Source organism: Pseudomonas wadenswilerensis, from assembly GCF_024749185.1.
GTDB lineage: Bacteria > Pseudomonadota > Gammaproteobacteria > Pseudomonadales > Pseudomonadaceae > Aquipseudomonas > Aquipseudomonas wadenswilerensis.
Map to the genome: position 1 here is coordinate 962,186 of NZ_CP087191.1, position 26,420 is coordinate 988,605.

The following is a 26,420-nucleotide window of genomic DNA, read 5'->3' on the forward strand; positions in this document are numbered from 1 at the left end:
CCATGTTACGTACCATCAACTTCATGGGTGTGCGCAACCTTGCGTTCGGCATCACCCTGCTTCTGACCGTGCTGGCGCTGTTCAGCTGGTTCTACAAAGGGCTCAACTTCGGCCTGGACTTCACCGGCGGTACGCTCATCGAGCTGACCTACGAGCGTCCGGCCAACCTCGGCCAGGTCCGTGAGGAGCTGGTCAAGGCCGGCTTCCAGGATGCCGTGGTGCAGAGCTTCGGTGCGACTACCGACCTGCTGGTGCGCATGCCTGGCGATGACCCGCTGCTGGGTAATCGTGTGTCCGAGGCGCTGCAAAAGGTCAGTACCGACAACCCGGCTGTGGTCAAGCGCGTCGAATTCGTTGGCCCGCAGGTCGGTGAAGAGCTGCGCGACCAGGGCGGCCTGGGCATGTTGCTGGCCCTGGGCGGCATCATGATCTACCTGGCCTTCCGCTTTCAGTGGAAGTTCGCCCTGGGTGCGATCCTGTCGCTGATCCACGACGTGGTCGTGACCATGGGTATCCTTTCGTTCTTCCAGATCACCTTCGACTTGACGGTGCTGGCGGCGGTGCTGGCGATCATCGGTTACTCGCTCAACGACACCATCGTTGTGTTCGACCGGGTGCGTGAGAACTTCCGGGTACTGCGCAAGGCCTCGCTGATCGAGAACATCAATATCTCGACCACCCAGACCCTGCTGCGGACCGTGGCGACGTCGGTATCGACCTTGCTGGCCATTGCCGCACTGCTGTTCTTCGGTGGCGACAACCTGTGGGGCTTCTCCCTGGCGCTGTTCATCGGTGTCATGGCCGGTACCTACTCGTCGATCTACATCGCCAACGTGGTGCTGATCTGGCTCAACCTGAACAGTGAAGACCTGATCCCGACGGTGAAAGCCGAAGGTGTGGACGAACGTCCATAAGGGTTTTCCCACATTGTGGGTCGTACAAAAAGGCGCGAGTGTTGAACTCGCGCCTTTTTTTATGCTCCAAGGCAGGGAGAAGGCGGGCAATGTTCCGCAGGTACGATCAGGAGGTTCACGTGAACAAGTCGATGCTGGTGGGTGCGGTTCTGGGTGCTGTCGGTGTAACAGCCGGAGGTGCTGTTGCCACCTACAGCCTGGTCAAGGGCGGGCCGGAATACGCCGAGGTGTTGGCGGTGCAACCGGTCAAGCAGACGGTCAAGACGCCCCGTGAAGTGTGCAAGGACGTCACCGTGACGCGTCAGGCGCCGGTGAAGGATCAGCACCAGATCGCCGGTACCGTGGTCGGTGCCCTGGCAGGTGGCCTGCTGGGTAACCAGATCGGCGGCGGCACCGGTAAAAAGATCGCTACCGTGGCCGGTGCGGTCGGTGGCGGCTATGCCGGCAACAAGGTGCAGGAAGGCATGCAGGAGCGTGATACCTACACCACTACGCAAACCCGCTGCAACACGGTCAATGACCTGAGCGAGAAGGTTGTCGGCTATGACGTGAAGTATTCGATCGGCGACAAGGTCGGTCAGGTGCGCATGGATCGTGACCCAGGCTCGCAAATTCCGCTGGATAAAGAAGGCAAGCTGGTGCTGAGCCAGGCCCAGCCAAGCCAGTAGCGGCGCGGTCTCTGTGGGAGCTGGCCTTGCCGGCGATCGAGCGCGAAGCGGTCGTGATCCAGGCACCGGCTACAGTGTTGGCTATACCGGCCTCATCGCTGGCAAGCCAGCTCCCACAGAGAGAAGGTGGTTCATAAGGCCAAAAAAAAGCACCCCGAAGGGTGCTTTTTTTGTGTTCGATCGAACTTAGCGTTTGATCGAAGCAGGCAGGTGCGGCTGGATAGCAGTCAGGACGGCCTTGAAGCACTTGGTGTTGCCGGCAACGATGTGACCCTTCTCGAGGAAGTCGTGGCCACCGGTGAAGTCGCTCACCAGGCCGCCAGCTTCCTGGATCAGCAGCGCGCCTGCAGCCATGTCCCACTCCGACAGGCCCGATTCCCAGAAGGCATCGAAACGACCGGCGGCAACGTAGGCCAGGTCCAGGCTGGCAGCACCGGCGCGGCGGATGCCGGCGGTCTGGCCGACCAGGGCGCGGAACATGCCCAGGTAGTTGTCCAGGTCAGCCATCTGGTTGTCGCGGAACGGGAAGCCGGTACCCAGCAGGGCGCCTTCCAGGCTGGTGCGAGGGCTGACGCGCAGGCGACGACCGTTCAGCTGGGCGCCACGGCCACGGCTGGCGGTGAATTCTTCCTGGCGGACAGGGTCCAGTACCACGGCGTGCTCAAGGCGGCCACGGTATTTGCAGGCAATGCTGACAGCAAAGTGCGGAACGCCACGCAGGAAGTTGGTGGTGCCATCCAGTGGGTCGATGATCCACAGGTAGTCCTTGCCTTCTTCGCCGCTACCGGCATGCAGGCCGGTTTCTTCGCCGTAGATGGAGTGGTTCGGGTAGGCCTTGCGCAGGGCATCGATGATTTTCTGCTCTGCGGCGCGATCGACTTCGGAGACGTAATCCTTGGCGTCTTTTTCATCAACCTTGATGCTATCCAGGCGCTCGATGGAGCGGAAAATCAATTCACTGGCGCTGCGGGCGGCGCGCAGCGCGATATTCAGCATGGGCTGCATGGACGTTTCACCTGGGTCGTTAAAGAAAGCCGAACATTCTAGCAGAAAACTTTGCGCGAAGAAGGGTGACATTTGCTTTCGTAGCGTAAAGTCGGTCGCTTCTGTAAGATTTGCTCCCCCTTCGCAACGTCTGTGAGCGCTCGCCTTGCTGCAAAATATTCGTGTTGTTCTGGTCAATACCAGCCACCCCGGCAATATCGGCGGCGCTGCGCGTGCCATGAAAAACATGGGCTTGTCGCGGCTGGTGCTGGTCGACCCGCAGAGTTTCCCGTCCCCCGAGGCCGATGCCCGTGCGTCGGGTGCCGATGACGTGCTGGCCGGTGCGCAAGTGGTCGCCAGCCTCGAAGATGCGCTGGTCGGTTGCAACCTGGTGTTTGGCACCAGTGCCCGCGAGCGGCGCATCCCCTGGCCGCTGGTCGATCCGCGCGAGTGCGCCAGCAAAGCCATCGAGCATGCCACCCAGGGCGAGGAGATCGCCCTGGTGTTTGGTCGTGAGCACGCGGGCCTGACCAACGAAGAGCTGCAGCGTTGCCACTTTCATGTGCACATTCCCTCGAACCCGGACTTCAGCTCGCTGAACCTCGGTGCCGCGGTGCAAGTGCTGTCCTATGAGGTGCGCATGGCCTGGCTGGCGTTGGAAGGGCAGTCGTTGAAGACGGAAAAAATCGACGTGGCGTCGGAGCGCAGCAGCGAGCTGGCGACCATGGATGAAATGGAGCTGTTCTACGGGCACCTGGAAAAGACCCTGGTCGCTATCGGCTTTCTCGACCCGCAGAAGCCCAAGCACCTGATGCCGCGCCTGCGTCGGTTGTATGGGCGCAGCTCGGTCGATCGTTCGGAAATGAGTATTTTGCGCGGCATTCTCACGGAAACCCAGAAAGCGGCCCGTGGCGAACCGCATAAGCGGAAGGATCAATAGATGTTCGAGCGTCTGCGTGAAGATATCCAGAGCGTTTTCCACCGTGATCCGGCGGCGCGCAATGCCTTTGAAGTGCTGACCTGCTACCCGGGCATGCACGCGATCTGGCTGCACCGCGCGGCGCACGCCCTGTGGCGGCGGGACTGGAAGTGGCTGGCCCGGCTGGTGTCGAACTTCGGTCGCTGGCTGACCGGGATCGAGATTCACCCCGGCGCCAAGGTTGGCCGACGCTTTTTCATTGACCACGGCATGGGTATCGTCATCGGCGAAACCGCCGAGATTGGCGACGACGTCACCCTGTACCAGGGCGTGACCCTGGGTGGCACCACCTGGAACAAGGGCAAGCGTCACCCGACCCTGGAAGATGGCGTTGTCGTCGGTGCCGGGGCCAAGGTGCTGGGGCCGTTCACCGTCGGCGCCGGGGCCAAGATCGGCTCCAACGCGGTGGTGACCAAGGCGGTGCCGGCCGGTGCGACCGCCGTGGGTATCCCGGGGCGGATCATCGTCAAGACCGATGCCGAGGTCGAGGCCAGGCGCAAGGCCATGGCCGAGAAGATCGGCTTCGATGCCTATGGTGTCAGCGAGGACATGCCCGACCCGGTGGCTCGCGCCATTGGTCAGTTGCTCGACCACCTGCAGGCTGTCGACGGACGCCTGGAGGACATGTGCGGCGCGCTGAAGAACCTGGGCAGCGACTACTGCGCCAAGGAGCTGCCGGCTTTGCGTGAAGAAGACTTCGCCGAGATCAAGGATGAGGTGCGTAGCGACGCGTCGACGCATTGACAGAAGGGGCGTGCGCAAGCGCCCCTTAGTTTGCTATCATTCCGCCGCCCTCTTGCGGTAAACCCGACTAAAGCACTAGGTCTTATAGTTGACTTAAATGCTCGGGAATAGCATACTCGCTCCCATCCCGTAACCCCGTGGTACCTACTAGCCATGCGACTGACTACAAAAGGCCGATACGCCGTGACCGCCATGCTCGACCTGGCGTTGCACGCGCAGAATGGGCCGGTGTCTCTGGCCGACATTTCCGAGCGCCAAGGCATCTCCCTCTCTTATCTGGAGCAGCTGTTTGCAAAGCTGCGCCGCAGCGGCCTGGTTTCCAGTGTGCGCGGCCCTGGCGGCGGCTATCAGCTGTCGCGAAGCATGGAGAGCATTCAGGTCGCCCAGGTCATCGATGCGGTTAACGAATCGGTCGATGCCACGCGTTGCCAGGGCCTGGGTGATTGCCACGCCGGCGACACCTGCCTGACCCACCACCTGTGGTGCGACCTCAGCCAGCAGATTCACGAATTCCTCAGCGGCATCAGCCTGGCTGACCTTGTCACTCGCCGTGAGGTACAAGAAGTCGCCCAGCGCCAGGACCTGCGTCGTATTGCAGGCCGGGCAACGCAGCTGGACAAGATTGAGACGTCTGCCGTCGAATGACCGTTTCGACGCGCGGCGCGACCGCCTGATAGGAGATATTCAATGAAGTTGCCGATCTACCTCGATTACTCCGCGACCACCCCGGTCGATCCACGCGTTGCCCAGAAGATGAGCGACTGCCTGCTGGTCGACGGGAACTTCGGTAACCCGGCGTCGCGCTCCCACGTCTTTGGCTGGAAAGCCGAAGAAGCGGTCGAGAACGCCCGTCGCCAGGTCGCCGACCTGGTCAATGCCGACCCGCGGGAAATTGTCTGGACCAGCGGTGCCACCGAGTCCGACAACCTGGCAATCAAGGGCGTCGCGCACTTCTACAGCACCAAGGGCAAGCACCTGATCACCTCCAAGATCGAGCACAAGGCTGTTCTGGACAGCACTCGTCAGCTGGAGCGTGAAGGCTTCGAAGTCACCTACATCGAGCCGGGCGCCGATGGCCTGATCACTCCGGCCATGGTCGAAGCAGCCCTGCGTGAAGACACCATCCTGGTGTCGATCATGCACGTGAACAACGAAATCGGCACCATCAACGACATCGCCGCCATCGGCGAGCTGACCCGCGCCCGCGGCGTCATGTTCCACGTCGATGCCGCGCAGTCCACCGGCAAGGTCGAAATCGACCTGCAGAAGCTGAAAGTCGACCTGATGTCGTTCTCGGCGCACAAAACCTACGGCCCTAAAGGCATCGGCGCGCTGTACGTCAGCCGCAAGCCTCGCGTGCGCCTGGAAGCCACCATGCACGGCGGCGGTCACGAGCGCGGCATGCGTTCGGGCACCCTGGCTACCCACCAGATCGTCGGCATGGGTGAAGCCTTCGCCATCGCCAAAGAGCTGATGGCCAGCGAGAACGTGCGCATCAAGGCCCTGAGCGACCGCTTCTACAAGCAGGTCGAAGGCCTTGAAGAGCTGTACATCAACGGCAGCATGACCGCGCGCATTCCGCACAACCTGAACCTGAGCTTCAACTACGTCGAAGGCGAGTCGCTGATCATGGCGCTCAAGGACCTGGCCGTTTCGTCCGGCTCGGCCTGTACTTCGGCTTCGCTCGAGCCGTCCTATGTGCTGCGTGCCCTGGGCCGCAACGACGAACTGGCACACAGCTCGATCCGCTTCACCTTCGGTCGTTTCAGCACCGAAGAAGAAATCGACTACGCCGCGCAGAAGGTTTGCGAGGCCGTAACCAAGCTGCGCGAATTGTCGCCGCTGTGGGATATGTACAAAGACGGCGTCGACATCTCCAAGATCGAGTGGGCTGCGCACTAAGTAGTCGCCGGCAAGAGCGGCTCTCTGATGAGGAAGGAATTGCACCATGGCATACAGTGAAAAGGTCATCGACCATTACGAAAACCCGCGTAACGTCGGCAAGATGAATGCCGAGGACCCGGATGTCGGCACCGGCATGGTCGGCGCTCCGGCGTGCGGCGACGTCATGCGCCTGCAGATCAAGGTCAACGAGCAGGGCGTCATCGAAGACGCCAAGTTCAAGACCTACGGCTGCGGTTCGGCCATCGCTTCCAGCTCCCTCGCTACCGAGTGGATGAAGGGCAAGACCCTGGACGAAGCCGAGACCATCAAGAACACCCAGCTGGCCGAAGAACTGGCGCTGCCGCCGGTTAAAATCCACTGCTCGGTACTCGCCGAGGACGCCATCAAGGCGGCCGTGCGCGATTACAAGCAGAAGAAAGGTTTGCTCTAAGGTCGCCTGTTGCAGGTAAGGAGTCTCGATGGCTATCAGCATGACAGAAGCCGCCGCCAAACATGTGCGGCGCTCCCTCGACGGACGCGGCAAAGGTGAAGGTATTCGCCTTGGCGTGCGCACCACTGGCTGCTCGGGCCTGGCCTATGTGCTCGAGTTCGTCGATCAGCCGGACAGCGAAGACCTGGTCTTCGAAAGCCATGGCGAGAAGGTGATCATCGATCCGAAAAGCCTGACGTACCTCGACGGTACCGAGCTGGATTTCGTCAAGGAAGGGTTGAACGAAGGCTTCAAGTTCAACAACCCCAACGTGCGCGGTGAGTGTGGCTGCGGCGAAAGCTTCAACGTCTGAGGCTGCGCGTGGGTACTCCTTGTCATTTCGCCCTGTTTGACCTGCAACCTGGCTTCCGTCTGGACCTCGACAAGCTGGCCGTTCGCTATCGCGAGCTGGCCCGCGAGGTCCATCCGGATCGCTTCGCCGATGCCTCCGAACGTGAACAGCGCATTGCGCTGGAGCGTTCGGCTGCGCTGAACGAGGCTTACCAGACTCTCAAGAGCGCGCCCCGGCGTGCCCGCTACCTGTTGGCGATCGGCGGTCATGAAGTGCCGCAGGAAGTCACCGTCCATGATCCCGAGTTCCTCTTCCAGCAGATGCAACTGCGCGAAGAGCTCGAAGACCTCCAGGACAGTGCCGACCTCGATGGCGTGGCCGTGTTCAAGCGTCGCTTGAAAACTGCCCAGGAAGCACTCAACGAGGACTTCGCCGCCTGCTGGGATGATGCTGCGCAGCGTGAACAGGCCGAGCGCCTGATGCGCCGCATGCAGTTTCTCGACAAGCTCGCCTACGAAGTGCGCCAGCTGGAAGAGCGCCTCGACGATTAACCCGGCGCTGCTTCTGGCGGCGCCCCTGGTATTCAGATAAGCATGGCCCTACTGCAGATCGCCGAACCCGGTCAGAGCCCTCAGCCGCACCAGCGTCGCCTGGCGGTGGGTATTGACCTAGGTACCACCAATTCCCTGGTTGCTGCCCTGCGCAGCGGCCGCAGCGAGCCCCTGCCGGATGCCCAAGGCCGGGTTATCCTGCCGTCCGCCGTGCGCTATCACGCCGACCACATCGACGTCGGCCAGCTCGCCCGCGACGCCGCCTCCAGCGACCCGCTCAACACTGTGCTGTCGGTCAAGCGCCTGATGGGCCGTGGCCTTGCAGACGTCAAGCAGCTGGGCGAGCAGTTGCCGTACCGCTTTGTCGGCGGTGAGTCGCATATGCCGTTCATCGACACTGTCCAGGGGCCGAAAAGTCCGGTGGAAGTCTCGGCCGATATCCTCAAGGTGCTGCGCCAGCGCGCCGAAGAGACCCTCGGCGGCGAGCTGGTTGGTGCGGTGATCACCGTGCCGGCCTATTTCGACGACGCCCAGCGCCAGGCCACCAAGGACGCCGCGCGTCTGGCCGGCCTCAACGTATTGCGCCTGCTCAACGAGCCGACCGCCGCCGCGGTGGCCTATGGCCTGGACCAGAATGCCGAAGGCCTGGTGGCCATCTATGACCTGGGTGGCGGTACCTTCGATATCTCGATCCTGCGCCTGACGGGCGGGGTCTTTGAAGTGCTGGCCACCGGTGGCGACAGCGCCCTGGGCGGCGACGACTTCGACCACGCTATCGCCAACTGGATCGTCGAGCAGGCCGGCCTGTCCTCGGACCTCGATCCGGGTGCCCAGCGCCAGTTGCTGCAAACCGCCTGCGCGGCCAAAGAGGCCCTGACTGACGCTGATTCGGTGACGGTTGCCCATGGCAGCTGGCAGGCCGAGCTGACCCGGGGCGCCTTTGATGCCCTGATCGAGCCGATGGTCGCCCGCAGCCTCAAGGCCTGCCGCCGTGCCGTGCGTGACAGCGGCGTCGAGCTCGAAGAGGTCGCCGCAGTGGTAATGGTCGGTGGTTCGACCCGCGTGCCGCGTGTGCGCGAGGCTGTAGGCGCGCTGTTTGGCCGTACCCCGCTGACCGAAATCGACCCGGACCAGGTGGTCGCCATCGGCGCCGCTATCCAGGCCGATACCCTGGCCGGTAACCGCCGCGATGGTGGCGAATTGCTGCTTCTCGACGTGATTCCGCTGTCCCTGGGCCTGGAAACCATGGGTGGGCTGATGGAGAAGGTGATTCCGCGCAACACCACCATCCCGGTTGCCCGTGCCCAGGAATTCACCACCTACAAAGATGGTCAGTCGGCCATGATGATTCACGTGCTGCAAGGCGAGCGTGAACTGATCAGTGACTGCCGCTCCCTGGCGCGCTTCGAACTGCGTGGCATTCCGGCGATGGTCGCCGGTGCGGCGAAGATCCGCGTGACCTTCCAGGTCGATGCCGACGGCCTGCTCAGCGTTTCGGCGCGCGAGCTGGGTTCGGGCGTCGAATCGAGCATCCAGGTCAAGCCGTCCTACGGCCTGACCGACGGCGAAATCGCCCGCATGCTCAAGGATTCCTTCGAACATGCCGGTTTCGACAAGGTGGCGCGCCAGTTGCGCGAACACCAGGTCGACGCCGAGCGCCTGCTCGAAGCGGTGCAGGGCGCCCTGGACGCCGATGGCGAGCGCCTGCTGGACGCCGAAGAGCGCCTGGCGATCGAGCAACAGATGCAAGACTTGCGTGATTTGATCAACGGCACCGATGGCGCGGCCATCGAGCAACAGACCAAGCGTCTGTCGCAGGTGACCGATGCCTTTGCCGCCCGTCGCCTTGATTCGACGGTAAAAGCCGCTTTGGCCGGGCGCAACCTGAATGAGATCGAGGAATAACTGATGCCGCAGGTGATTTTTCTGCCCCACGAGAAGTTCTGCCCGGAAGGGCTGGTGGTGGAGGTGGCGCCAGGAACCAACATCCTGGAACTGGCCCACGAGCACCACATCGAGATGGAAAGCGCCTGTGGTGGTGTGTGTGCCTGCACCACCTGCCATTGCATCGTGCGTGAAGGCTTCGATTCGCTCGAGGAAGCCGACGAACTCGAAGAAGACATGCTCGACAAGGCCTGGGGCCTGGAGCGTCAGTCGCGCCTGGCCTGCCAGGTGATCGTTGGTGAGGAAGACCTGACCATCGAGATTCCGAAGTACACGATCAACCTGGCCGCCGAAGCGCCGCACTGATTCAGGGAGCCATCATGAGTCTGAAATGGGTTGATGTACTTGAAATTGCAATCCAGCTTGCCGAAAGCAAGCCGGAAGTCGATCCTCGTTATGTGAACTTCGTCGATCTGCACCAGTGGGTGCTGGCATTGCCGGAATTCAGTGACGATCCGCAGCGTGGCGGCGAGAAGGTTCTCGAAGCCATCCAGGCGGCCTGGATCGAAGAAGCCGACTGAGCGCGCTCGGCAGGTTAGGCAATCCCTTGGAACCCGCGTATAATTCGCGGGTTTAATTTTTCGCTTCACTCAACGTTTCTGGAGTTTCACCATGGCTGTTCAACGTACTTTCTCCATCATCAAGCCTGACGCAGTTGCTAAAAACGTGATCGGCGAGATCACCACCCGTTTCGAAAAAGCCGGCCTGCGCGTCGTTGCCTCGAAGCTCAAGCAACTGTCCAAAGCCGAAGCCGAAGGCTTCTACGCTGAGCACAAAGAGCGCGGTTTCTTCGGTGACCTGGTTGCCTTCATGATCTCCGGCCCTGTTGTTGTTCAGGTTCTGGAAGGCGAAAACGCCATCGCTCTGAACCGTGAGCTGATGGGCGCTACCAACCCTAAAGAAGCTGCTGCCGGCACCATCCGCGCCGACTTCGCCGAGTCCATCGACGCCAACGCCGTTCACGGTTCGGACTCCGAAGCCGCTGCTGCTCGCGAAATCTCGTACTTCTTCGCAGCTACCGAGGTAACCACTCGCTAAGCGAAAGCTTACGGGTGAGGGTGAATCCATGACGACATCGACTGGCAAAACTAACCTGTTGGGGCTAACCCAGCCGGAAATGGAAAAATTCTTCGACTCTATCGGGGAGAAGCGTTTCCGTGCCGGTCAGGTAATGAAATGGATTCACCACTTTGGCGTCGATGATTTCGACGCCATGACGAATGTCGGCAAGGCCTTGCGCGAAAAGCTCAAGGCTGTTGCCGAGATTCGCGGTCCGGAAGTGGTCAGCGAGGACATCTCCAGCGACGGCACCCGTAAATGGGTGGTGCGCGTGGCGTCCGGCAGCTGCGTCGAGACCGTGTACATCCCCCAGGGCAAGCGTGGCACATTGTGTGTCTCGTCCCAGGCCGGTTGCGCCCTGGACTGCAGTTTCTGCTCCACCGGCAAGCAAGGATTCAACAGCAACCTCACCGCCGCCGAAGTGATCGGCCAGGTGTGGATTGCCAACAAGTCGTTCGGCAGCGTGCCGGCCACCATCGATCGCGCCATCACCAACGTGGTGATGATGGGCATGGGTGAGCCATTGCTGAACTTCGACAACGTGGTCGCCGCCATGCACCTGATGATGGACGACCTCGGCTACGGCATTTCCAAGCGCCGGGTGACCCTGTCCACCTCCGGCGTGGTACCGATGATCGAAGAGCTGGCCAAGCACATCGACGTCTCCCTGGCCCTGTCGCTGCACGCGCCGAACGATGCGCTGCGCAACGAACTGGTGCCGATCAACAAGAAGTACCCGCTCAAGGTCCTGCTCGAAGCGTGCATGAACTACATGTCGCAACTGGGCGAAAAGCGCGTACTGACCATTGAGTACACCCTGCTCAAGGACGTCAACGACAAGCTCGAACACGCCGTGGAAATGGCCGAGCTGCTCAAGAACGTACCGTGCAAGATCAACTTGATCCCGTTCAACCCGTTCCCGCATTCCGGTTACGAGCGGCCGAGCAACAATGCCATCCGCCGCTTCCAGGACCACCTGCATCACGCCGGTTACAACGTCACGGTGCGTACCACCCGTGGTGAAGACATCGACGCCGCTTGCGGTCAGCTGGTTGGCCAGGTGATGGACCGTACCCGCCGCAGCGAGCGCTATATCGCCGTGCGTCAGTTGAACGCCGACGGTGAAGTGCAAGAAAGCGCCGCGCGCAACTGAAGAGAGGACCTCCATGACCCTGCGCTTCGCGCTGTCGATCCTGGCGCTCGCCCTGCTTGCAGGTTGCGTGTCCGGCGGGAGTTCGGACGCGCTGGGCAGTCGTGAAGGTCGCGAACAGGCGCGACAGGCCTATGTGCAGTTGGGCCTGGGTTATTTGCAACAAGGTTTGACCGAGCAGGCCAAAGCGCCGCTGAAAAAAGCCCTCGACCTCGATAGCCAGGATGCCGCAGCCAATGCGGCCCTGGCTTTGGTGTTTCAGGCCGAAGACGAGCCGGAACTGGCCGAGGCGCACTTTCGCAAGGCCCTGGCCAGCCGCCCGGACGACAGCCGAATTCGCAACAATTACGGCAGTTTCCTTTATGCTCGTGGGCAATACGCCCAGGCGCAGCAGATGTTTGCCCAAGCGGCGGCCGATACCCTGTATCCTGAACGCTCCCGGGTGTTCGAGAACCTCGGCCTGACCGCGCTCAGGCTGGGGCAGCGCGCCGAAGCGCAGGAATACCTGGTAAAAGCTTTGCGACTCAACCAGCAGCAGCCGCGCGCGTTGCTGGAAATGGCTGAGTTGTCTTACGAAGACAGGCATTATGTGCCGGCCCGTGACTACTACGATCGTTTCAGCCAGCTGAGCGACCACAGTGCCCGCAGCCTGCTGCTGGGCAGTCGCCTGGCCAGCGTCTTCGAAGAACGGAACAAGGCCAGCGAACTGGGCCTGCAATTACAACGACTTTATCCCGGTACGCCGGAATATCAGCAATACCTGTCGGAGCAATGATGAAAGCGGCGCATCCCGAAGCAGCAGCAGCGACTCGCGAAAATCCCGGTGAAATCCTGCGTCAGGCCCGCGAGAGCAGGGACTGGTCCCAGGTCGAAGTGGCCCGAAAGCTCAACCTCACCGTGAGTTCCCTGAACAATCTTGAAGCCGGCGCCTTCGACAAGCTGCCGGGGCATACCTTTGCCCGTGGCTACATCCGTGCCTATGCCAAGCTGCTGGACATGGACCAGGCCGCCCTGGTGCAAGCCTTCGACCAGTGCACCGGCACCCACGCCCAGGGCAGCGACGTGCACGCCCTTGGCCGCATCGAAGAGCCGGTGCGCCTGTCCCACAACATCCTGCGTATCGTCAGCCTGGTGCTGCTGGTGGTCGTGATCGGTGGCGGCTTCTTCTGGTGGCAGGACCAGACCAGCCTGCGTGGCAAGGACCTGGCCAACATGGCCCTGGAACACGTCGAAGTCGAAAGCGCCGACGGCACCACCCAGATTCACCCGCTGGACGAGCCTGAAGACCAGGCAGTGACCGCTGGTCAGCAACCGGAAAGCACTACCCTGAACCTTGAGCAGGCCCCGGCGCCAACCGAGCAAGTGGCCGCCGCACCGGCTGAGCAAGCACCGCTCAGCCCGGTTGCCGCACCTGTTGCCCCTGCCGCCCCTGCTGTCAGCACTGCGGTAACACCAGTGGCCCCGCCGGCCCCGGTTGTACCTGCGCCAGCGCCGGCGGCGCCGGTGGTCAACAGCGCAGTTGCCGCAGTGCCAACGGCTCCTGTTGTTGCCGCTCCAGCCCCGGCCGGTAGCGGCCAGTTGCACATGCAATTCAACGCCGATTGCTGGACTTCGGTCACCGATGGCAACGGCAAGCTGCTGTTCAGCGCCATCAAGCGCAAGGGCGACAGCCTGGACCTGACCGGCAAGCCGCCGTTTTCGGTACGCCTGGGCTTTGCCCGCGGCGTGCAGGTCAGCTACAACGGCCAGCCTGTCGACGTTGCGCCGTTCACCAGTGGCGAGACCGCTCGCCTGAAGTTGGGACAATAAGTCATGCACGGCGAATCTCCGATCAAACGTCGCGAATCCCGGAAAATCTGGGTAGGTAATGTGCCTGTTGGCGGCGATGCTCCCATCGCGGTCCAGAGCATGACCAACACCGACACCAATGACGTGGCCGCGACCGTCGCGCAGATCAACCGCCTGATCGATGCCGGCGTTGACATCGTGCGCGTCTCGGTACCGGACATGGACGCTGCCGAGGCCTTCGGCAAGATCAAGCAACAGGTCAGCGTACCGCTGGTCGCCGACATCCATTTCGACTACCGCATTGCCCTGCGCGTAGCCGAGCTGGGCGTTGACTGCCTGCGCATCAACCCGGGCAACATCGGTCGTGAAGACCGCGTGCGTGCGGTGGTCGATGCCGCCCGCGACCGCGGTATCCCGATCCGTATCGGCGTCAACGCCGGTTCCCTGGAAAAAGACCTGCAGAAAAAGTACGGCGAGCCGACCCCGGCGGCGCTGGTCGAATCGGCCATGCGTCACGTCGAGCACCTCGACCGCCTGGATTTCCAGGATTTCAAGGTCAGCGTCAAGGCCTCCGACGTGTTCATGGCCGTCGAAGCCTACCGCCTGCTGGCCAAGCAGATCATCCAGCCACTGCACCTGGGCATCACCGAAGCCGGCGGCCTGCGCTCGGGCACGGTGAAATCCGCCGTGGGCCTCGGTATGCTGCTCGCCGACGGGATTGGCGATACTATTCGCATTTCGCTGGCAGCTGACCCGGTCGAAGAGGTCAAGGTCGGCTACGACATCCTCAAGTCCCTGCACCTGCGTTCGCGTGGCATCAACTTCATCGCCTGCCCGAGCTGCTCGCGGCAGAACTTCGATGTGGTCAAGACCATGAACGAGCTGGAAGGGCGCCTGGAAGACCTGCTGGTACCGCTGGACGTCGCCGTTATCGGTTGCGTGGTGAATGGCCCGGGCGAGGCCAAGGAAGCCCATGTGGGGCTCACCGGTGGCACGCCGAACCTGATCTACATCGACGGCAAGCCTGCGCAGAAGCTGACCAATGACAACCTGGTCGATGAGCTGGAAAAGCTCATCCGCCAGAAAGCGGCTGAAAAAGCCGAGGCCGACGCGGCGCTGATCGCCCGTGGCTGACTGACACAGAATTGTTAAGGGATTTTCCGTGAGCAAATCGCTGCAAGCCATTCGTGGCATGAACGACATCCTGCCCGAGCAGACGCCGCTGTGGCGTTATTTCGAGAACACCGTCGCCGGCCTGCTGGATACCTATGGCTATCGCCAGATCCGTACGCCGATCGTCGAGTTCACCGAGCTGTTCAAGCGCTCGATCGGTGAAGTCACCGACATCGTCGAAAAAGAGATGTACACCTTCGATGATCGTAACGGCGACTCCCTGACCCTGCGCCCGGAAGGCACCGCCGCCTGCGTGCGCGCTGTGCTCGAACACGGCATCACCGGTAGTGGCCAGGTGCAGAAGCTCTGGTACATCGGCCAGATGTTCCGCCACGAGCGCCCACAAAAAGGCCGTTATCGCCAGTTCAACCAGATTGGTGTCGAAGTCTTCAACCTCGACGGTCCGGACATCGACGCCGAGCTGATCATGCTGACCTGGCGCCTCTGGGGCCAGCTGGGCATCCGTGACGCGGTCAAGCTCGAGCTCAACAGCCTGGGCACCAGCGAAGCCCGTGCCCGCTACCGTGACGCGCTGGTCGAGTTCCTCTCGGCGCGCCTGGAGCAACTGGACGAAGACAGCCAGCGCCGCCTGAAAAGCAACCCGCTGCGCATCCTCGACAGCAAGGACAGCAACACCCAGGCGGTGCTGGTCGACGCGCCAAAACTCGAAGACTACCTGGACGATGAGTCCCGCGTGCACTTCGACGGCCTGAAAGCACGCCTGGATGCCGCCGGCATTCCGTTCGTGATCAACACCAAGCTGGTGCGTGGCCTGGACTACTACAGCAAGACCGTTTTCGAATGGGTCACCGACAAGCTCGGCTCCCAGGGCACCGTGTGTGCCGGTGGCCGCTACGACGGCCTGGTCGAGCAGATGGGCGGCAAGCCGACCCCGGGCGTTGGTTTCGCCATGGGTATCGAGCGTCTGATCCTGCTGCTGGAAACCCTCGAGCAGGTGCCGGAGTCGATCAACCGTCAGGTTGACGTCTACCTGTGCGCCTTCGGCGAGCAGGCCGAACTGGCTGGTCTGACCCTGAGCGAGCGCCTGCGTGACCGTCTGCCGAACCTGCGCCTGCAGGTCAACGCCGGTGCTGGCAGCTTCAAGAGCCAGTTCAAGAAGGCCGACAAGAGCAACGCGCTGTTCGCCTTGATCCTGGGGGACGACGAACTGGCGCAACAAGTGGTAGGTTTCAAACCCCTGCGCGGTCAGGGCGAACAACAAAACATTGCCTGGGATGCTCTGGCAGAGCACCTGGAAGCCTCGCTCGCGCAGGCGTGAGGCGAGTCAACAGCCGATTTGGTGAAAAGGAGTATTGGGGTGTCGAGTACCGATGATGAACAACTGGTCGCGATGAAGGACTGGTGGGACCGCAATGGCAAGCCGCTGGTAACCGGTGGCCTGCTGGCGCTGGTCGTGGTGTTCGGCTGGCAAGCCTGGCAGAAATACCAGACCAACCAGTCGCAAGGCGCCTCGAACCTCTACCAGGCCCTGCTGGAGACTACCCTGACGCCAAGCGGCGAGCCTGACGCGGCCAAGGTCGCCGAGCTGTCCGGCAAGCTCAAGAACGAATTCGGCGGCTCGGCCTATGCCCAGTACGCCAGCCTGTTCGTGGCCAAGGTTGCGGTCGAGAGCGGTAAGCTCGATGACGCCGCTGCCGAGCTCAAGCTGGTGATGGACAAGCCGGCCGACGCGACCCTGGGTGAAATCGCCCGTCAGCGCCTGGCCCGTGTCCTGGCCGCGCAGAAGAAGGTCGACGAAGCGCTGAAGCTGCTTGAAGGCGATGCCGACAAGGCGTTCCTGGCCAGCCGTGAAGAGCTCAAGGGCGACCTGCTGGTGCAACTGGGCCGCGCTGGCGATGCCCATGCCGCTTACGAAAAAGCCAAGGCTGCGCTGTCTGACGACGCCGCGATCGGTGGCCTGCAACTCAAGCTCGACGACCTGGCCAAAGGGGATGCGTGACGTGATCGGTTGGAAACATGCAGCAGTGCTGACCCTGGCCCTTCTGGCCGTGGGTTGCAGCAGCAACAGCAAAAAGGAATTGCCACCGGCCGAACTCACCAAGTTCACCGAAGAAGTGGTCTTGAAGAAGCAGTGGAGCCGCTCGATCGGTGATGGTCAGGGCGAATCCTTCAACATGCTGGTTCCGGCGATCGAAAATGACCGTATCTACGCCGCCGATGTAACCGGCGTGGTGATGGCGCTGGATCGCAACAACGGCGACGTGGCCTGGAAGAAGGACCTCGAACTGCCGGTTTCCGGCGCCGTTGGCGTCGGTTACGGCATGGTCATGCTCGGCACCCTCAAGGGCGAAGTGATTGCCCTGGATGCCAGCACCGGTGAAGAACGCTGGCGCTCGCGCGTTACCAGTGAAGTGCTGGCGCCGCCGGCCACCAACGGTGACGTGGTGGTGGTGCAAACCCAGGACGACCGCGTTATTGGCCTGGACGCCAGCACCGGCGACCGTCGCTGGATCTACGAAAGCACCCCGGCGGTACTCACCCTGCGTGGTACCGGCGCACCGATCGTGACCAACCGTCTGGCCGTTGCCGGCCTGTCGACCGGTAAGGTGGTTGCCCTCGACACCCAGAACGGCGTGCCGGTCTGGGAGCAGCGCGTGGCCATCCCGCAAGGTCGCTCGGAGCTTGACCGGGTCGTGGATATCGACGGTGGCCTGCTGCTGTCCGGCGGTACCCTGTACGTTTCCAGCTACCAGGGTCGCGCCGCCGGCCTGGACCTGGAGAGCGGCCGGGTACTGTGGCAGCGTGATGCTTCCAGCTACACCGGTGTGGCCCAGGGCTTCGGTAACGTCTACGTGAGCCTGGCTTCGGGCACCGTGGAAGGCATCGACGAGCGTTCGTCCAGCGCCCTGTGGAGCAACGACTCGCTGGCACGCCGCCAGTTGTCGGCGCCGGAAGTGTTCTCCAGCTACGTAGCGGTGGGTGACCTGGAGGGTTACCTGCACCTGCTCAGCCAGGTCGATGGTCGTTTCGTCGGTCGTGAGCGTATCGACAGCGATGGCCTGCGCGCCCGTCCGCTGGTGGTGGGTGACACCATCTATGTGTACGGCAACAGCGGCAAGCTCGAGGCGCTGACCATCCGCTGAGGCTATGCTTGAGGCCATGCCGGCCTCGGGCTGCGGCACTTTGGGTGCCGCTCGAACTCCGGCCGCTGCAGTGCAGCGGCCTTTGTATTTTCTGAATTTACGCAGTGGAGAGCCGAATGGTTCCCGTAATCGCCCTGGTGGGCCGACCGAACGTCGGTAAATCCACCATGTTCAACCGCCTGACCAGGACCCGCGACGCTATCGTCGGCGACCTGTCCGGGCTGACCCGAGACCGCCAGTACGGTGAAGCGCGCTGGCAAGGCCGTTCGTACATCCTGGTCGACACCGGTGGTATTTCCGGTGACGAGCAAGGCATGGACGAGAAAATGGCCGAGCAGTCGCTGCTGGCCATCGAAGAAGCCGATGTGGTCTTGTTCCTGGTGGATGCCCGTGCCGGCCTGACCGCCGCCGACCAGATGATTTCCGAGCACTTGCGCAAGCGCAACAAGCGCTCGTTCCTGGTTGCCAACAAGATCGACAACATCGATCCGCTGGCCGCCATCGCCGAATTCTCGCCACTGGGCATGGGTAACGCCATTGGTGTTGCCGGCGCCCAGGGCCGTGGCGTCAACAACCTGCTGGAAGCTGTACTCAGCGACTTCCCGCGGGACAAGGACGAGGAAGAAATCGACACCGACGTCGCCGAAGGCGAGGAAGCGGTGCGTATTCCTGGCCCGAGCGAAAAAGACGGGATCAAGATCGCCATCATCGGCCGGCCGAACGTCGGCAAGTCGACCCTGGTCAACCGCATGCTCGGTGAAGAGCGGGTCATCGTCTACGACCAGCCCGGCACTACTCGCGACAGTATCTACATTCCCTTCGAGCGTAACGAAGAGAAGTACACCCTGATCGACACCGCCGGGGTGCGCAAGCGCGGCAAGATCCACGAAGAGGTCGAGAAGTTCTCCGTGGTCAAGACCCTGCAGGCGATCAAGGACGCCAACGTGGTGATCTTCGTCATGGACGCCCGCGAAGGCGTGGTTGACCATGACCTGAACCTGCTGGGCTTTGCCCTGGAAGCCGGTCGCGCCATCGTCATCGCCCTGAACAAGTGGGACGGCATGCAGCCGGGCGAGCGCGACTACGTGAAGACCGAGCTGGAACGCCGGCTGTTCTTCGTCGACTTCGCCGACATCCACTTCATTTCGGCGCTGCACGGCACCGGCGTGGGCAACCTGTACCAGTCGGTGCAGAACTCGTTCAAGTCGGCGGTCACCCGCTGGCCGACCAGCCGCCTGACCCAGATCCTCGAAGACGCGGTCAGCGAGCACCAGCCGCCGATGGTCAACAGCCGCCGGATCAAGCTGCGCTATGCCCACCTCGGTGGCGCCAACCCGCCGATCATCGTGATCCACGGCAACCAGGTCGAGAAGGTACCCAAGTCCTATTCGCGTTACCTGGAAAACACCTACCGCCGCGTGCTCAAGCTGGTCGGTACGCCGATCCGCATCGAGTACAAGGGCAGTGACAACCCGTACGAAGGCAACAAGAACACCTTGACCGACCGCCAGGTCAACAAGAAGCGTCGCTTGATGTCGCACCACAAGAAAGCCGAGAAGAAGCGTAAAGACAAACGCTAACAAGCATCGCGGGTCAAGCCCGCTCCTACTCTGTGGGAGCGGGCTTGACCCGCGATTGGCCTGCGACTGTTACAACCTTTTTCCTGACCGATCAATCCGCTATGCTCGGTCTCAGACCGCGCCGCCTCGAGCCGGATAGTGATGCAGGAAAGAGGGCTCCATGATCAGTAGCAAGTTGCCGAACGTCGGCACGACCATCTTTACCACCATGTCCCAGCTCGCCGCGCAAACCGGCGCCTTGAACCTGTCCCAGGGTTTCCCCGATTTCAACGGCCCGCAAGCACTGCTCGATGCGGTCGGCCGGCATGTCAGTGCCGGACATAACCAGTACAGCCCGATGACCGGCTTGCCTGCCTTGCGCCAACAGGTGGCGAACAAGATCGCCCGCAGCTATGGCGTCAGCGTCGATGCCGAGCATGAAGTCACCATTACCCCCGGTGCCACCGAAGCGATCTTCTGTGCTATCCATGCGGTAATCCGTACGGGCGATGAGGTCATCGTCTTCGACCCCAGTTACGACAGCTACGAGCCTTCGGTGGAACTGGCGGGCGGGCGCTGCGTGCATGTCCAGCTCACTGACGGCGAGTTTGCCATCGACTGGCAGAAGCTCACCGACGCCCTCAGCCCGCGCACACGGATGATCATCCTCAACTCGCCGCACAACCCCAGCGGCGCGTTGATCAGCCGCGATGACCTGGACAAGCTGGCGCTGCTGATCGCCGAGCGTGATATCTATCTGATCAGCGACGAAGTCTACGAGCACCTGGTGTTCGACGGCGTGCAGCACGCCAGCGTGCTGGCCCATGAAGCGCTGTACCCGCGCGCCTTCGTGGTCAGCTCGTTTGGCAAGACCTACCACGTCACCGGCTGGAAAACCGGTTATGTGGTGGCGCCACCGGCCCTCAGTGCCGAGCTGCGCAAGGTCCACCAGTACGTCAACTTCTGCGGCGTGACGCCGCTGCAATGGGCGCTGGCTGATTTCATGGCGGCGCACCCCGAGCATGTCGAAGAGCTGCCGGCCTTCTACCAGGCCAAGCGCGACCTGTTTTGCGAATTGCTGACGTCTTCGCGCTTTCAGTTCAAACCCACGCCGGGGACTTATTTCCAGTTGGTGGATTATTCGCAGATTCGCCCGGACTTGAACGACGTTGACATGTCGCTGTGGCTGACCCGTGAACACGGCGTGGCGACCATTCCGGTGTCGGTGTTCTACCAGCAACCCATCCCCGAGCAGCGCCTGGTGCGCCTGTGCTTTGCCAAACGCGAGGAGACGCTGCGTCAGGCAGCGGAAAAACTATGCGCGATCTGAGTAGCCTGCCCAACCTGAACATCGCGTTGGTGCAGACCAGCCTGGTCTGGCAGGACCGCCTGGCCAACTATGAGCATTTCGAAACCCTGCTGGAGCAGGCCCGCGGCGCTGACCTGATCATCCTCCCGGAGATGTTCACCACCGGCTTTTCCATGGACTCCGAAAGCCTGGCCGAGCCCGAGAACGGACCGACCTACAAGTGGCTCAAGAGCCAGGCCAAGAAGCTCGATGCCGTGGTCACCGGCAGCGTGATCATCCAGGCCGCCGACGGCAGCCACCGCAACCGCCTGCTGTGGGCACGGCCCGATGGCGAGATCCTGTTCTACGACAAGCGCCACCTGTTTCGCATGGCCGGTGAGCACAAGCACTACACGCCGGGCGAGCGCCAGGTGCAGTTCGAGCTCAAGGGCTGGCGGGTAAGGCCGTTGATCTGCTACGACCTGCGTTTCCCGGTATGGAGTCGCGATGCCCAGGACACCGATTTGCTGCTGTACACCGCCAACTGGCCAGCAGCCCGTCGCCAGCACTGGAACCGCCTGTTGCCGGCGCGGGGTATCGAGAACCTGTGTTATGTGGCGGCGGTGAACCGCGTGGGTACAGACGGCAAGGGCTTTGCCTATACCGGTGACAGCCAGGTGCTGGACTTCCAGGGGGAGAGCCTGCTGAGCGCAGGCGAGGCGGACGGGGTGTTTACCGTCGTACTGAGTGCGGCAGACCTGGCGGCCTATCGCACGCGGTTTCCGGCTAATCTGGATGCCGACACGTTCGATCTGCATTGACCGCCATCGCAAGCCCGCTCCCCGCGGTGGGAGCGGGCTTGACCCGCGATGAGGTCCTGAAGGCTAGTACACATCCCGCCGATAGCGCCCCAGCTCGATCAGCCGTTCAACCTCGGCAGCCCCCAGCACCTCGTTCAGCACCTCATCGACGCCACTGGCCATGCCCTGCAAACTGCCGCAGATGTAGATCGATGCGCCCTGATCCAGCCAGCGCCGCAGCTCGGTTGCCTGTTCGCGCAAACGGTCCTGCACATAGACCTTGTGGCTCTGATCGCGAGAGAAGGCCAGGTCCAGCCGCGCCAGATCACCGCTGCGCTGCCAGCCCTGCAGTTCATCCCCACACAGGAAGTCGTAAGCCTGGTTACGCTCGCCAAACAGCAGCCAGTTACGCTGTTCGCCGGCCACGATGCGGCCCTTGAGCAGGCTGCGCAACCCGGCAAGCCCGGTACCGTTGCCGATCAGGAGCATCGGCGTTGCCGGCGCCGGCAGGTGGAAACCACTGTTACGACGCAAACGCAGGCTGACGCTGTTTTCCACAGGCAGATGCTCGGTCAGCCACCCCGAGCCAAGGCCGAGGCTGCCATCGGCATGGCGCTCCTGACGCACGATCAGCTCCAGCACGCCATCGCTGGCGATCGAGGCAATCGAATATTCCCGAGCGGCCAGCGGGATCAGCGCATCGACCAGGGCCTGGGCGTGCAGGCCGACCAGGTGCTCGCGGCTTTTCGGCAACTGGCGGCTGGCCAGGGCTTGCAGCAGGCTCTCTTGCAGGCCTTCGACCTGCACGGCTGTTTCGCCTTCAAGCCCCAGGCCCTTGAGGAACTGCTCAAGGCTCCGGGCGCTGTTGCGCGGCAGGATCTCCACCAGGTCACCGGCCTCCCATTGCGCGGGTCGCTCAGGCGTGAGGCCAAGCAGATAGACTGCCGAGCCCTGGCTACCCGGGTTCATCAGTTGGCGACTGACCAACGTCCAGTTAGCGAACTCGGGTGCCTGCCAGGCGGCGGGCGGCGTACTGCCGGTCAGCTGTGCCAGCTGTTGTTGCCAGTGTTGCAGGGCCTTTGGATCGGCGCTGTCGACTTCAACCGGGGCGAACGCCGTCGTCGCCCCGCGCTCGCCTAGCCAGGCCTGCAAGCGCCGGGAAAAGCCGCAGAAGTGCGGGTACTGGCGGTCACCCAAGGCCAGCAGGGCATAGTTCAAGTTGCCCAGGGCCCAAGGTTGGCCAAGTACCTTGCGTTCGAAGCCACGCGCGCTGTCGGGGGCTTCACCGTCACCAAAGGTACTGACCACGAACAGCGCCTGGCGGGCCTGGTTAAGGTCCTGCTCGGTAAGCTCGGCCAGCGGCCGTACCTGTACCGGCAAACCTGCGGCCTGCAGTTGCCCGGCACTCTGCCAGGCGAGTTGCTCGGCAAAGCCGCTCTGGCTGGCAAAACCCACCAGCCAGCCGCCGTCTTGCCCGTTCGATGGCACCAGATTGCCCCGTGCTTCACGCACCTGACGTTTCTTGCGCCGCCGATCGAGGTACAGCAGCCAGCCGGTGACGAAGAACAGCGGCATGGTCAGGCTGGCGATGGTCACCACAATTCGCCCGGTCAGGCCGAAGTAGCTGCCCACGTGCAGGGCATAGACGCTGGCCAGCAGTTGCGCCTTGAACGACTTGTCGGCATAGCGCTCGTTGTTCTTTACCTGGCCGTTGGCCGGGTCGATGCTCAGGGTGTTGAGCGCGCGTTCGTGTTCGGCGCCTTCAAGCAAATAGAAGATCATTGCCGGTTGCCCGCCAACTGGCGGCAGGCGGAGGTTGTAGCTGCTCATGCTAGGGCCGGCAGCTGCTTGCAGGTTGCTCCAGATGGCCTCGTAGTCGACCACCAGCGGCTTGACGTCTTTACCTGGCGCACCACCCGGGCGGCCGCCGCGGCCCTCGCCACGCTTGTGTTGCTGGCCGGCGGCAGGGCCATCGGCGAGCAGTTTGTTCAAGCCTTCACGGTACCACTCGTAGCTCCAGAACAGGCCGGTGAGGGCAAACAGCAGGTAGAACAACAGGCACCAGGTGCCGGCCACAGCGTGCAGGTCCCAGTTGAAGGCGCGGCCCTTTTTCGCCCAGTCCAGGGTCAGCCAGGTCCGCCAGTTCAGCGCTTTGCGTGGCCAACGCAGGTACAGGCCGGAGAGACAGAAGAAAATCAGCATCAGGGTACAGGCACCGGTGATCTGCCGGCCGCTATCACCCATGGCCAGGAAGCGGTGCAACTGCAGCATCAGGTCGAAAAAGCCCTGACCGGCTACCTCGCCCTGCAGCTTACCGGTGTACGGGTCGGCATAGCGCAACAAACCGCGACGCTCGCCAGGAGGAGGGGTGAAGAAAACCCGCGCGGCCCTGTCACTGCGGGGCTGGACCCAGAGCATGGCAACCTTGTCGCCTTGTTCGGCCTCGATCCTGCGCACCAGCTCAGGCATCGGCAGCACGCCTTCCTGGCGCACCTCGACGGTGAGCACCTGGGGATTGAACAGCTCCAGCAGTTCATCCTGGAATGACCAGATGGCGCCGGTAATACCCATCAGGGCCAGCACCAGACCTGCGGTGATACCGAAGAACCAGTGCAGTTGAAACAGGGATTTCTTCACCACATCAATCACCTTGTCGTGCCGCAAATGCGAATGCGACGCACATTATGCCTTGATACACAAAAGCCCCGGTCACCTAAATGAACGGGGCTTGCTGCTCGCACGAATCAGAAGTGGAAGTTCGCGCTCATCAGAGCGGTACGTCCGGGAGCGACGTGTGCGTAATGAGTTTGGAACACCTGATCGAAGTAGCGTTTGTCCGTCAGGTTTTGCAGGTTGAGCTGCAGATCCACATTCTTCGTCAGACGGTAGGTCGCCATTGCGTCGTACCGCCAGTACGAAGGCACCTCGACCGAGTTGGCTTCATCGCCGAAGCGTGAATCGACAAAGGTCGCGCCAGCACCAACGGTCAGTTGTGGCACAACATCGTAGGTCGACCAGAAGGTGAAGTTGTTCCGCGGCGTGCTTGGCATATGGTTGCCTTTGTTGGCCGCGGTGGTGGTCTTGACGATCTCGCTCTCCATGTAGGTGTAGCCGCCGTAGACCTTCCACTTGCGGGTCAAGTTACCGGAGTACGTCAGTTCCAGACCCTGGACGCGCTGCTCGCCATCGAGCACCTGGTAAGTCGCGTTGTCCGGGTCGGTGACCCGCGCGTTGGTTTTGTCAGTACGGAACAATGCTGCGGTCAACGACAAGTTTTCGTCGAAGAAGTCCCATTTGGTACCCAACTCGTAATTTCGATTGCGCTCCGGCTCGAGGTCGGCGTTGTTGAGCGCAAGTTCCAGTCCGCCGTTGCCGCTGGTTTCACCCGTCGGGTTGCTGGATGTCGACCAGGCCGCATAGATACTGCCGTTTGCTGCCGGCTTGTAGACAACACCCAACTGATAGTTCCACAGGTGGGCATTGTTCTCGCGCGAGAAGCTGCCCGCCGGGCTGGCGCGTCCGCCGGTACTGTAGCCGCTGGATTTGGTCTGGTAGTCGTCATAACGCAGGCCCAGGTTAACCGACCACTGATCGTTGAGCGTCAGCGTATCAAACACGTAAGCCGCACTGGTTTTGGTATCGGTGTCGGTAAATGCCGGGCTGTCGGTGATCGAACCCGACCAGTTGTCGTCCGGTGACGGGTCGTAGAGGCTGGTGCAGTCACCGGAGGCCAGCAGGGCAGGGTTGCAGGTAGTGCCGGTGCCGGCATCCGAAGTCACGACATAGCCACGGTTGTGGGTATCGGCGTAGGTAAACTCAAGGCCGGTCACCAGGCTGTGCTCGATGAAACCGGTGTTGAACCTGGCACTCAGGTCGGTCTGGTTGACCCAGCCTTTGGTGGTCGAGTTGCGGTTTTTGGTCGAACGATAGACCTGGCCATTGGCGACGTTGCCCTTGCTGTCGTCAGGGTTGGTAACGATGTAATCCAGCGTGGAGCGCGACATACGGAAACTGTTGGACAGGGTCAGGTTATCGTTCAGGTCGTGTTCGATTCTGATGGTGCCACTGTCGTTGGTGGTCTTGCGGTAGTCGCGTCCGTTCAAGCCGTAGAAGTTGTCACGGTCAACATGTGCGGGGTTGTCGACATTGTATTTGCTACGGTCCGCGCTGCGAGTCAGCGGAATGCCGTAGTCAGGCATGTCATCGGTGTTCAGGTGGTAGTAGCCAACCGTTACGCGGGTATCGGTGCCCAGGCCAAAGGCAAAGGAAGGCGCCACGCCCCAACGGCTGACATCAACATCGTCGCGGCCGGCGACGTTGGCTTCATGTTTCATCAGGTTCAGGCGGAACGCCGATGTGTCGGTCAGTTGCTTGTTCAGGTCCAGGGTTGTGCGCTTGGTCTGGTCAGAACCCCAAGTGAAACCACCATTGTAAGCGTCACCCAACCGGGCGGTTTTGCTCACCAGGTTGAGGCTACCACCTGTGGAGCCTGCTCCGGTAAAGGCTGAGCCTGGACCTTTGCTTACTTCTACCGATTCGACGTTAAAAATCTCCCGGCTCTGCGAAGCAACGTCGCGCATGCCATCGACGAAAACGTCACTTTCGGCATTGAAGCCGCGAATGATCGGACGGTCACCTGCCGGATTACCGCCTTCACCGGCGCCGAAGGTAATGCCAGGGGTGGTACGCAAGGCATCTACCAAGCTGGTGGCGCCAGTGTCGCGGATAACCTGTTGGGGGATGACCGTCACGCTCTTGGGGGTTTCACGCAGTGGGGCCGTGTACTTTTTTGAAGTCGCGGTGTCGGTCTTGTAGCTGGTTTCATCCTGGACACCCTCAATACTGGTCGCGTCCAGAGAAACAACGTTCTCGCTGGCCGGGACGGGATCTGCCGCGTGAGCCATCTGCGAAGCAGAAGTAGCGGTAATCGCTACACCGATGGCGGAGGCAAGCAAACGTGGTGAACTGACAGCGGTTGGCACGTAGTGACGCGGCATGGTGGTCCCCTTCCCCAGATTTTAGGCCGCGAAATATAATGTAAACAAATAT

At 61.9% G+C, this 26,420-nt stretch carries 26 protein-coding genes; 23 read left to right on the top strand and 3 right to left on the bottom strand.

The window, feature by feature from the left end; all coding sequences use genetic code 11:
* Positions 1-2: 2 nt before the first annotated feature.
* Both secF and LOY45_RS04390 read left to right on the top strand, forming a co-directional pair.
* A complete protein-coding gene (gene secF, locus LOY45_RS04385) occupies positions 3-914 on the top strand; it encodes a protein translocase subunit SecF (protein ID WP_115088647.1) in 912 nt (303 codons plus the stop codon).
* Between the two features lie 119 nt (positions 915-1,033).
* On the top strand, positions 1,034-1,582 hold the full coding sequence (locus LOY45_RS04390; RefSeq protein ID WP_258578798.1) for a glycine zipper 2TM domain-containing protein: 549 nt from the start codon (positions 1,034-1,036) through the stop codon (positions 1,580-1,582).
* A gap of 186 nt (positions 1,583-1,768) precedes the next feature.
* On the opposite strand, the gene suhB is transcribed toward LOY45_RS04390, so the two are convergent.
* Positions 1,769-2,587 (bottom strand): type III secretion system regulator SuhB, encoded by an 819-nt coding sequence (suhB, locus tag LOY45_RS04395; RefSeq protein WP_010223469.1) that lies wholly within the window; start codon positions 2,585-2,587, stop codon positions 1,769-1,771.
* A gap of 145 nt (positions 2,588-2,732) precedes the next feature.
* On the opposite strand from suhB, the gene trmJ reads away from it, so the two are divergent.
* The 21 genes from trmJ (at position 2,733) to LOY45_RS04500 (ending at position 21,392) form a co-directional block, all read left to right on the top strand.
* Positions 2,733-3,506, top strand: coding sequence for a tRNA (cytosine(32)/uridine(32)-2'-O)-methyltransferase TrmJ (gene trmJ / locus LOY45_RS04400; protein WP_258578799.1), 774 nt, complete (start codon positions 2,733-2,735; stop codon positions 3,504-3,506).
* A complete protein-coding gene (gene cysE, locus LOY45_RS04405) occupies positions 3,507-4,289 on the top strand; it encodes a serine O-acetyltransferase (RefSeq protein ID WP_258578800.1) in 783 nt (260 codons plus the stop codon).
* 153 nt (positions 4,290-4,442) lie between these two features.
* Positions 4,443-4,934 carry a Fe-S cluster assembly transcriptional regulator IscR gene (iscR, locus tag LOY45_RS04410; protein ID WP_115088643.1) on the top strand — a complete coding sequence of 164 codons (492 nt, stop codon included), beginning with the start codon at positions 4,443-4,445 and terminating at the stop codon, positions 4,932-4,934.
* A gap of 42 nt (positions 4,935-4,976) precedes the next feature.
* Positions 4,977-6,191 carry an IscS subfamily cysteine desulfurase gene (locus LOY45_RS04415; RefSeq protein ID WP_115088642.1) on the top strand — a complete coding sequence of 405 codons (1,215 nt, stop codon included), beginning with the start codon at positions 4,977-4,979 and terminating at the stop codon, positions 6,189-6,191.
* Between the two features lie 46 nt (positions 6,192-6,237).
* Entirely contained in the window at positions 6,238-6,624 is a 387-nt protein-coding gene (gene iscU / locus LOY45_RS04420) for a Fe-S cluster assembly scaffold IscU (protein ID WP_002552476.1), read from the top strand.
* Positions 6,625-6,652: 28 nt separating this feature from the next.
* Entirely contained in the window at positions 6,653-6,976 is a 324-nt protein-coding gene (gene iscA / locus LOY45_RS04425) for an iron-sulfur cluster assembly protein IscA (protein WP_010223463.1), read from the top strand.
* Positions 6,977-6,984: 8 nt separating this feature from the next.
* Positions 6,985-7,506, top strand: coding sequence for a co-chaperone HscB (gene hscB, locus LOY45_RS04430; RefSeq protein ID WP_115088641.1), 522 nt, complete (start codon positions 6,985-6,987; stop codon positions 7,504-7,506).
* 42 nt (positions 7,507-7,548) lie between these two features.
* Positions 7,549-9,411, top strand: a complete 1,863-nt coding sequence (gene hscA, locus LOY45_RS04435) for a Fe-S protein assembly chaperone HscA (RefSeq protein ID WP_115088640.1) — start codon at positions 7,549-7,551, stop codon at positions 9,409-9,411.
* Positions 9,412-9,414: 3 nt separating this feature from the next.
* On the top strand, positions 9,415-9,756 hold the full coding sequence (gene fdx, locus LOY45_RS04440; RefSeq protein ID WP_115088639.1) for an ISC system 2Fe-2S type ferredoxin: 342 nt from the start codon (positions 9,415-9,417) through the stop codon (positions 9,754-9,756).
* A 14-nt stretch (positions 9,757-9,770) separates the two neighbouring features.
* The gene (gene iscX / locus LOY45_RS04445) at positions 9,771-9,971 is read left to right on the top strand and encodes a Fe-S cluster assembly protein IscX (RefSeq protein ID WP_028942766.1); all 201 of its coding nucleotides are present in this window, start codon (positions 9,771-9,773) and stop codon (positions 9,969-9,971) included.
* Positions 9,972-10,062: 91 nt separating this feature from the next.
* The gene (gene ndk, locus LOY45_RS04450; protein ID WP_007964426.1) at positions 10,063-10,488 is read left to right on the top strand and encodes a nucleoside-diphosphate kinase; all 426 of its coding nucleotides are present in this window, start codon (positions 10,063-10,065) and stop codon (positions 10,486-10,488) included.
* A 28-nt stretch (positions 10,489-10,516) separates the two neighbouring features.
* A complete protein-coding gene (gene rlmN / locus LOY45_RS04455; protein WP_038997019.1) occupies positions 10,517-11,662 on the top strand; it encodes a dual-specificity RNA methyltransferase RlmN in 1,146 nt (381 codons plus the stop codon).
* A 13-nt stretch (positions 11,663-11,675) separates the two neighbouring features.
* Complete coding sequence (gene pilW / locus LOY45_RS04460; protein ID WP_134064207.1) at positions 11,676-12,434, top strand: type IV pilus biogenesis/stability protein PilW; 759 nt, start codon at positions 11,676-11,678, stop codon at positions 12,432-12,434.
* Positions 12,434-13,468, top strand: coding sequence for a RodZ domain-containing protein (locus LOY45_RS04465; RefSeq protein ID WP_258578801.1), 1,035 nt, complete (start codon positions 12,434-12,436; stop codon positions 13,466-13,468). The genes pilW and LOY45_RS04465 overlap by 1 nt, the downstream gene beginning before the upstream one ends.
* Before the next feature lie 3 nt (positions 13,469-13,471).
* Positions 13,472-14,581, top strand: coding sequence for a flavodoxin-dependent (E)-4-hydroxy-3-methylbut-2-enyl-diphosphate synthase (gene ispG, locus LOY45_RS04470; protein ID WP_038997015.1), 1,110 nt, complete (start codon positions 13,472-13,474; stop codon positions 14,579-14,581).
* A gap of 28 nt (positions 14,582-14,609) precedes the next feature.
* Positions 14,610-15,899, top strand: a complete 1,290-nt coding sequence (hisS, locus tag LOY45_RS04475) for a histidine--tRNA ligase (RefSeq protein ID WP_258578802.1) — start codon at positions 14,610-14,612, stop codon at positions 15,897-15,899.
* A 72-nt stretch (positions 15,900-15,971) separates the two neighbouring features.
* Complete coding sequence (locus tag LOY45_RS04480) at positions 15,972-16,580, top strand: tetratricopeptide repeat protein (RefSeq protein ID WP_176470444.1); 609 nt, start codon at positions 15,972-15,974, stop codon at positions 16,578-16,580.
* On the top strand, positions 16,573-17,724 hold the full coding sequence (gene bamB / locus LOY45_RS04485) for an outer membrane protein assembly factor BamB (protein WP_115088634.1): 1,152 nt from the start codon (positions 16,573-16,575) through the stop codon (positions 17,722-17,724). The genes LOY45_RS04480 and bamB overlap by 8 nt, the downstream gene beginning before the upstream one ends.
* A 116-nt stretch (positions 17,725-17,840) precedes the next feature.
* Positions 17,841-19,304, top strand: a complete 1,464-nt coding sequence (der, locus tag LOY45_RS04490; RefSeq protein WP_115088633.1) for a ribosome biogenesis GTPase Der — start codon at positions 17,841-17,843, stop codon at positions 19,302-19,304.
* A 160-nt stretch (positions 19,305-19,464) separates the two neighbouring features.
* On the top strand, positions 19,465-20,613 hold the full coding sequence (locus tag LOY45_RS04495; RefSeq protein WP_115088632.1) for a pyridoxal phosphate-dependent aminotransferase: 1,149 nt from the start codon (positions 19,465-19,467) through the stop codon (positions 20,611-20,613).
* The gene (locus LOY45_RS04500) at positions 20,601-21,392 is read left to right on the top strand and encodes an amidohydrolase (RefSeq protein WP_115088631.1); all 792 of its coding nucleotides are present in this window, start codon (positions 20,601-20,603) and stop codon (positions 21,390-21,392) included. Before LOY45_RS04495 ends, LOY45_RS04500 begins: the two co-directional genes overlap by 13 nt.
* A gap of 63 nt (positions 21,393-21,455) precedes the next feature.
* Here the strand turns inward: LOY45_RS04500 and LOY45_RS04505 are convergent, their stop codons facing one another.
* Positions 21,456-24,011 carry a sulfite reductase flavoprotein subunit alpha gene (locus tag LOY45_RS04505; RefSeq protein WP_258578803.1) on the bottom strand — a complete coding sequence of 852 codons (2,556 nt, stop codon included), beginning with the start codon at positions 24,009-24,011 and terminating at the stop codon, positions 21,456-21,458.
* Between the two features lie 104 nt (positions 24,012-24,115).
* The gene (locus tag LOY45_RS04510; protein WP_258578804.1) at positions 24,116-26,368 is read right to left on the bottom strand and encodes a TonB-dependent receptor; all 2,253 of its coding nucleotides are present in this window, start codon (positions 26,366-26,368) and stop codon (positions 24,116-24,118) included.
* Positions 26,369-26,420: the final 52 nt, after the last annotated feature.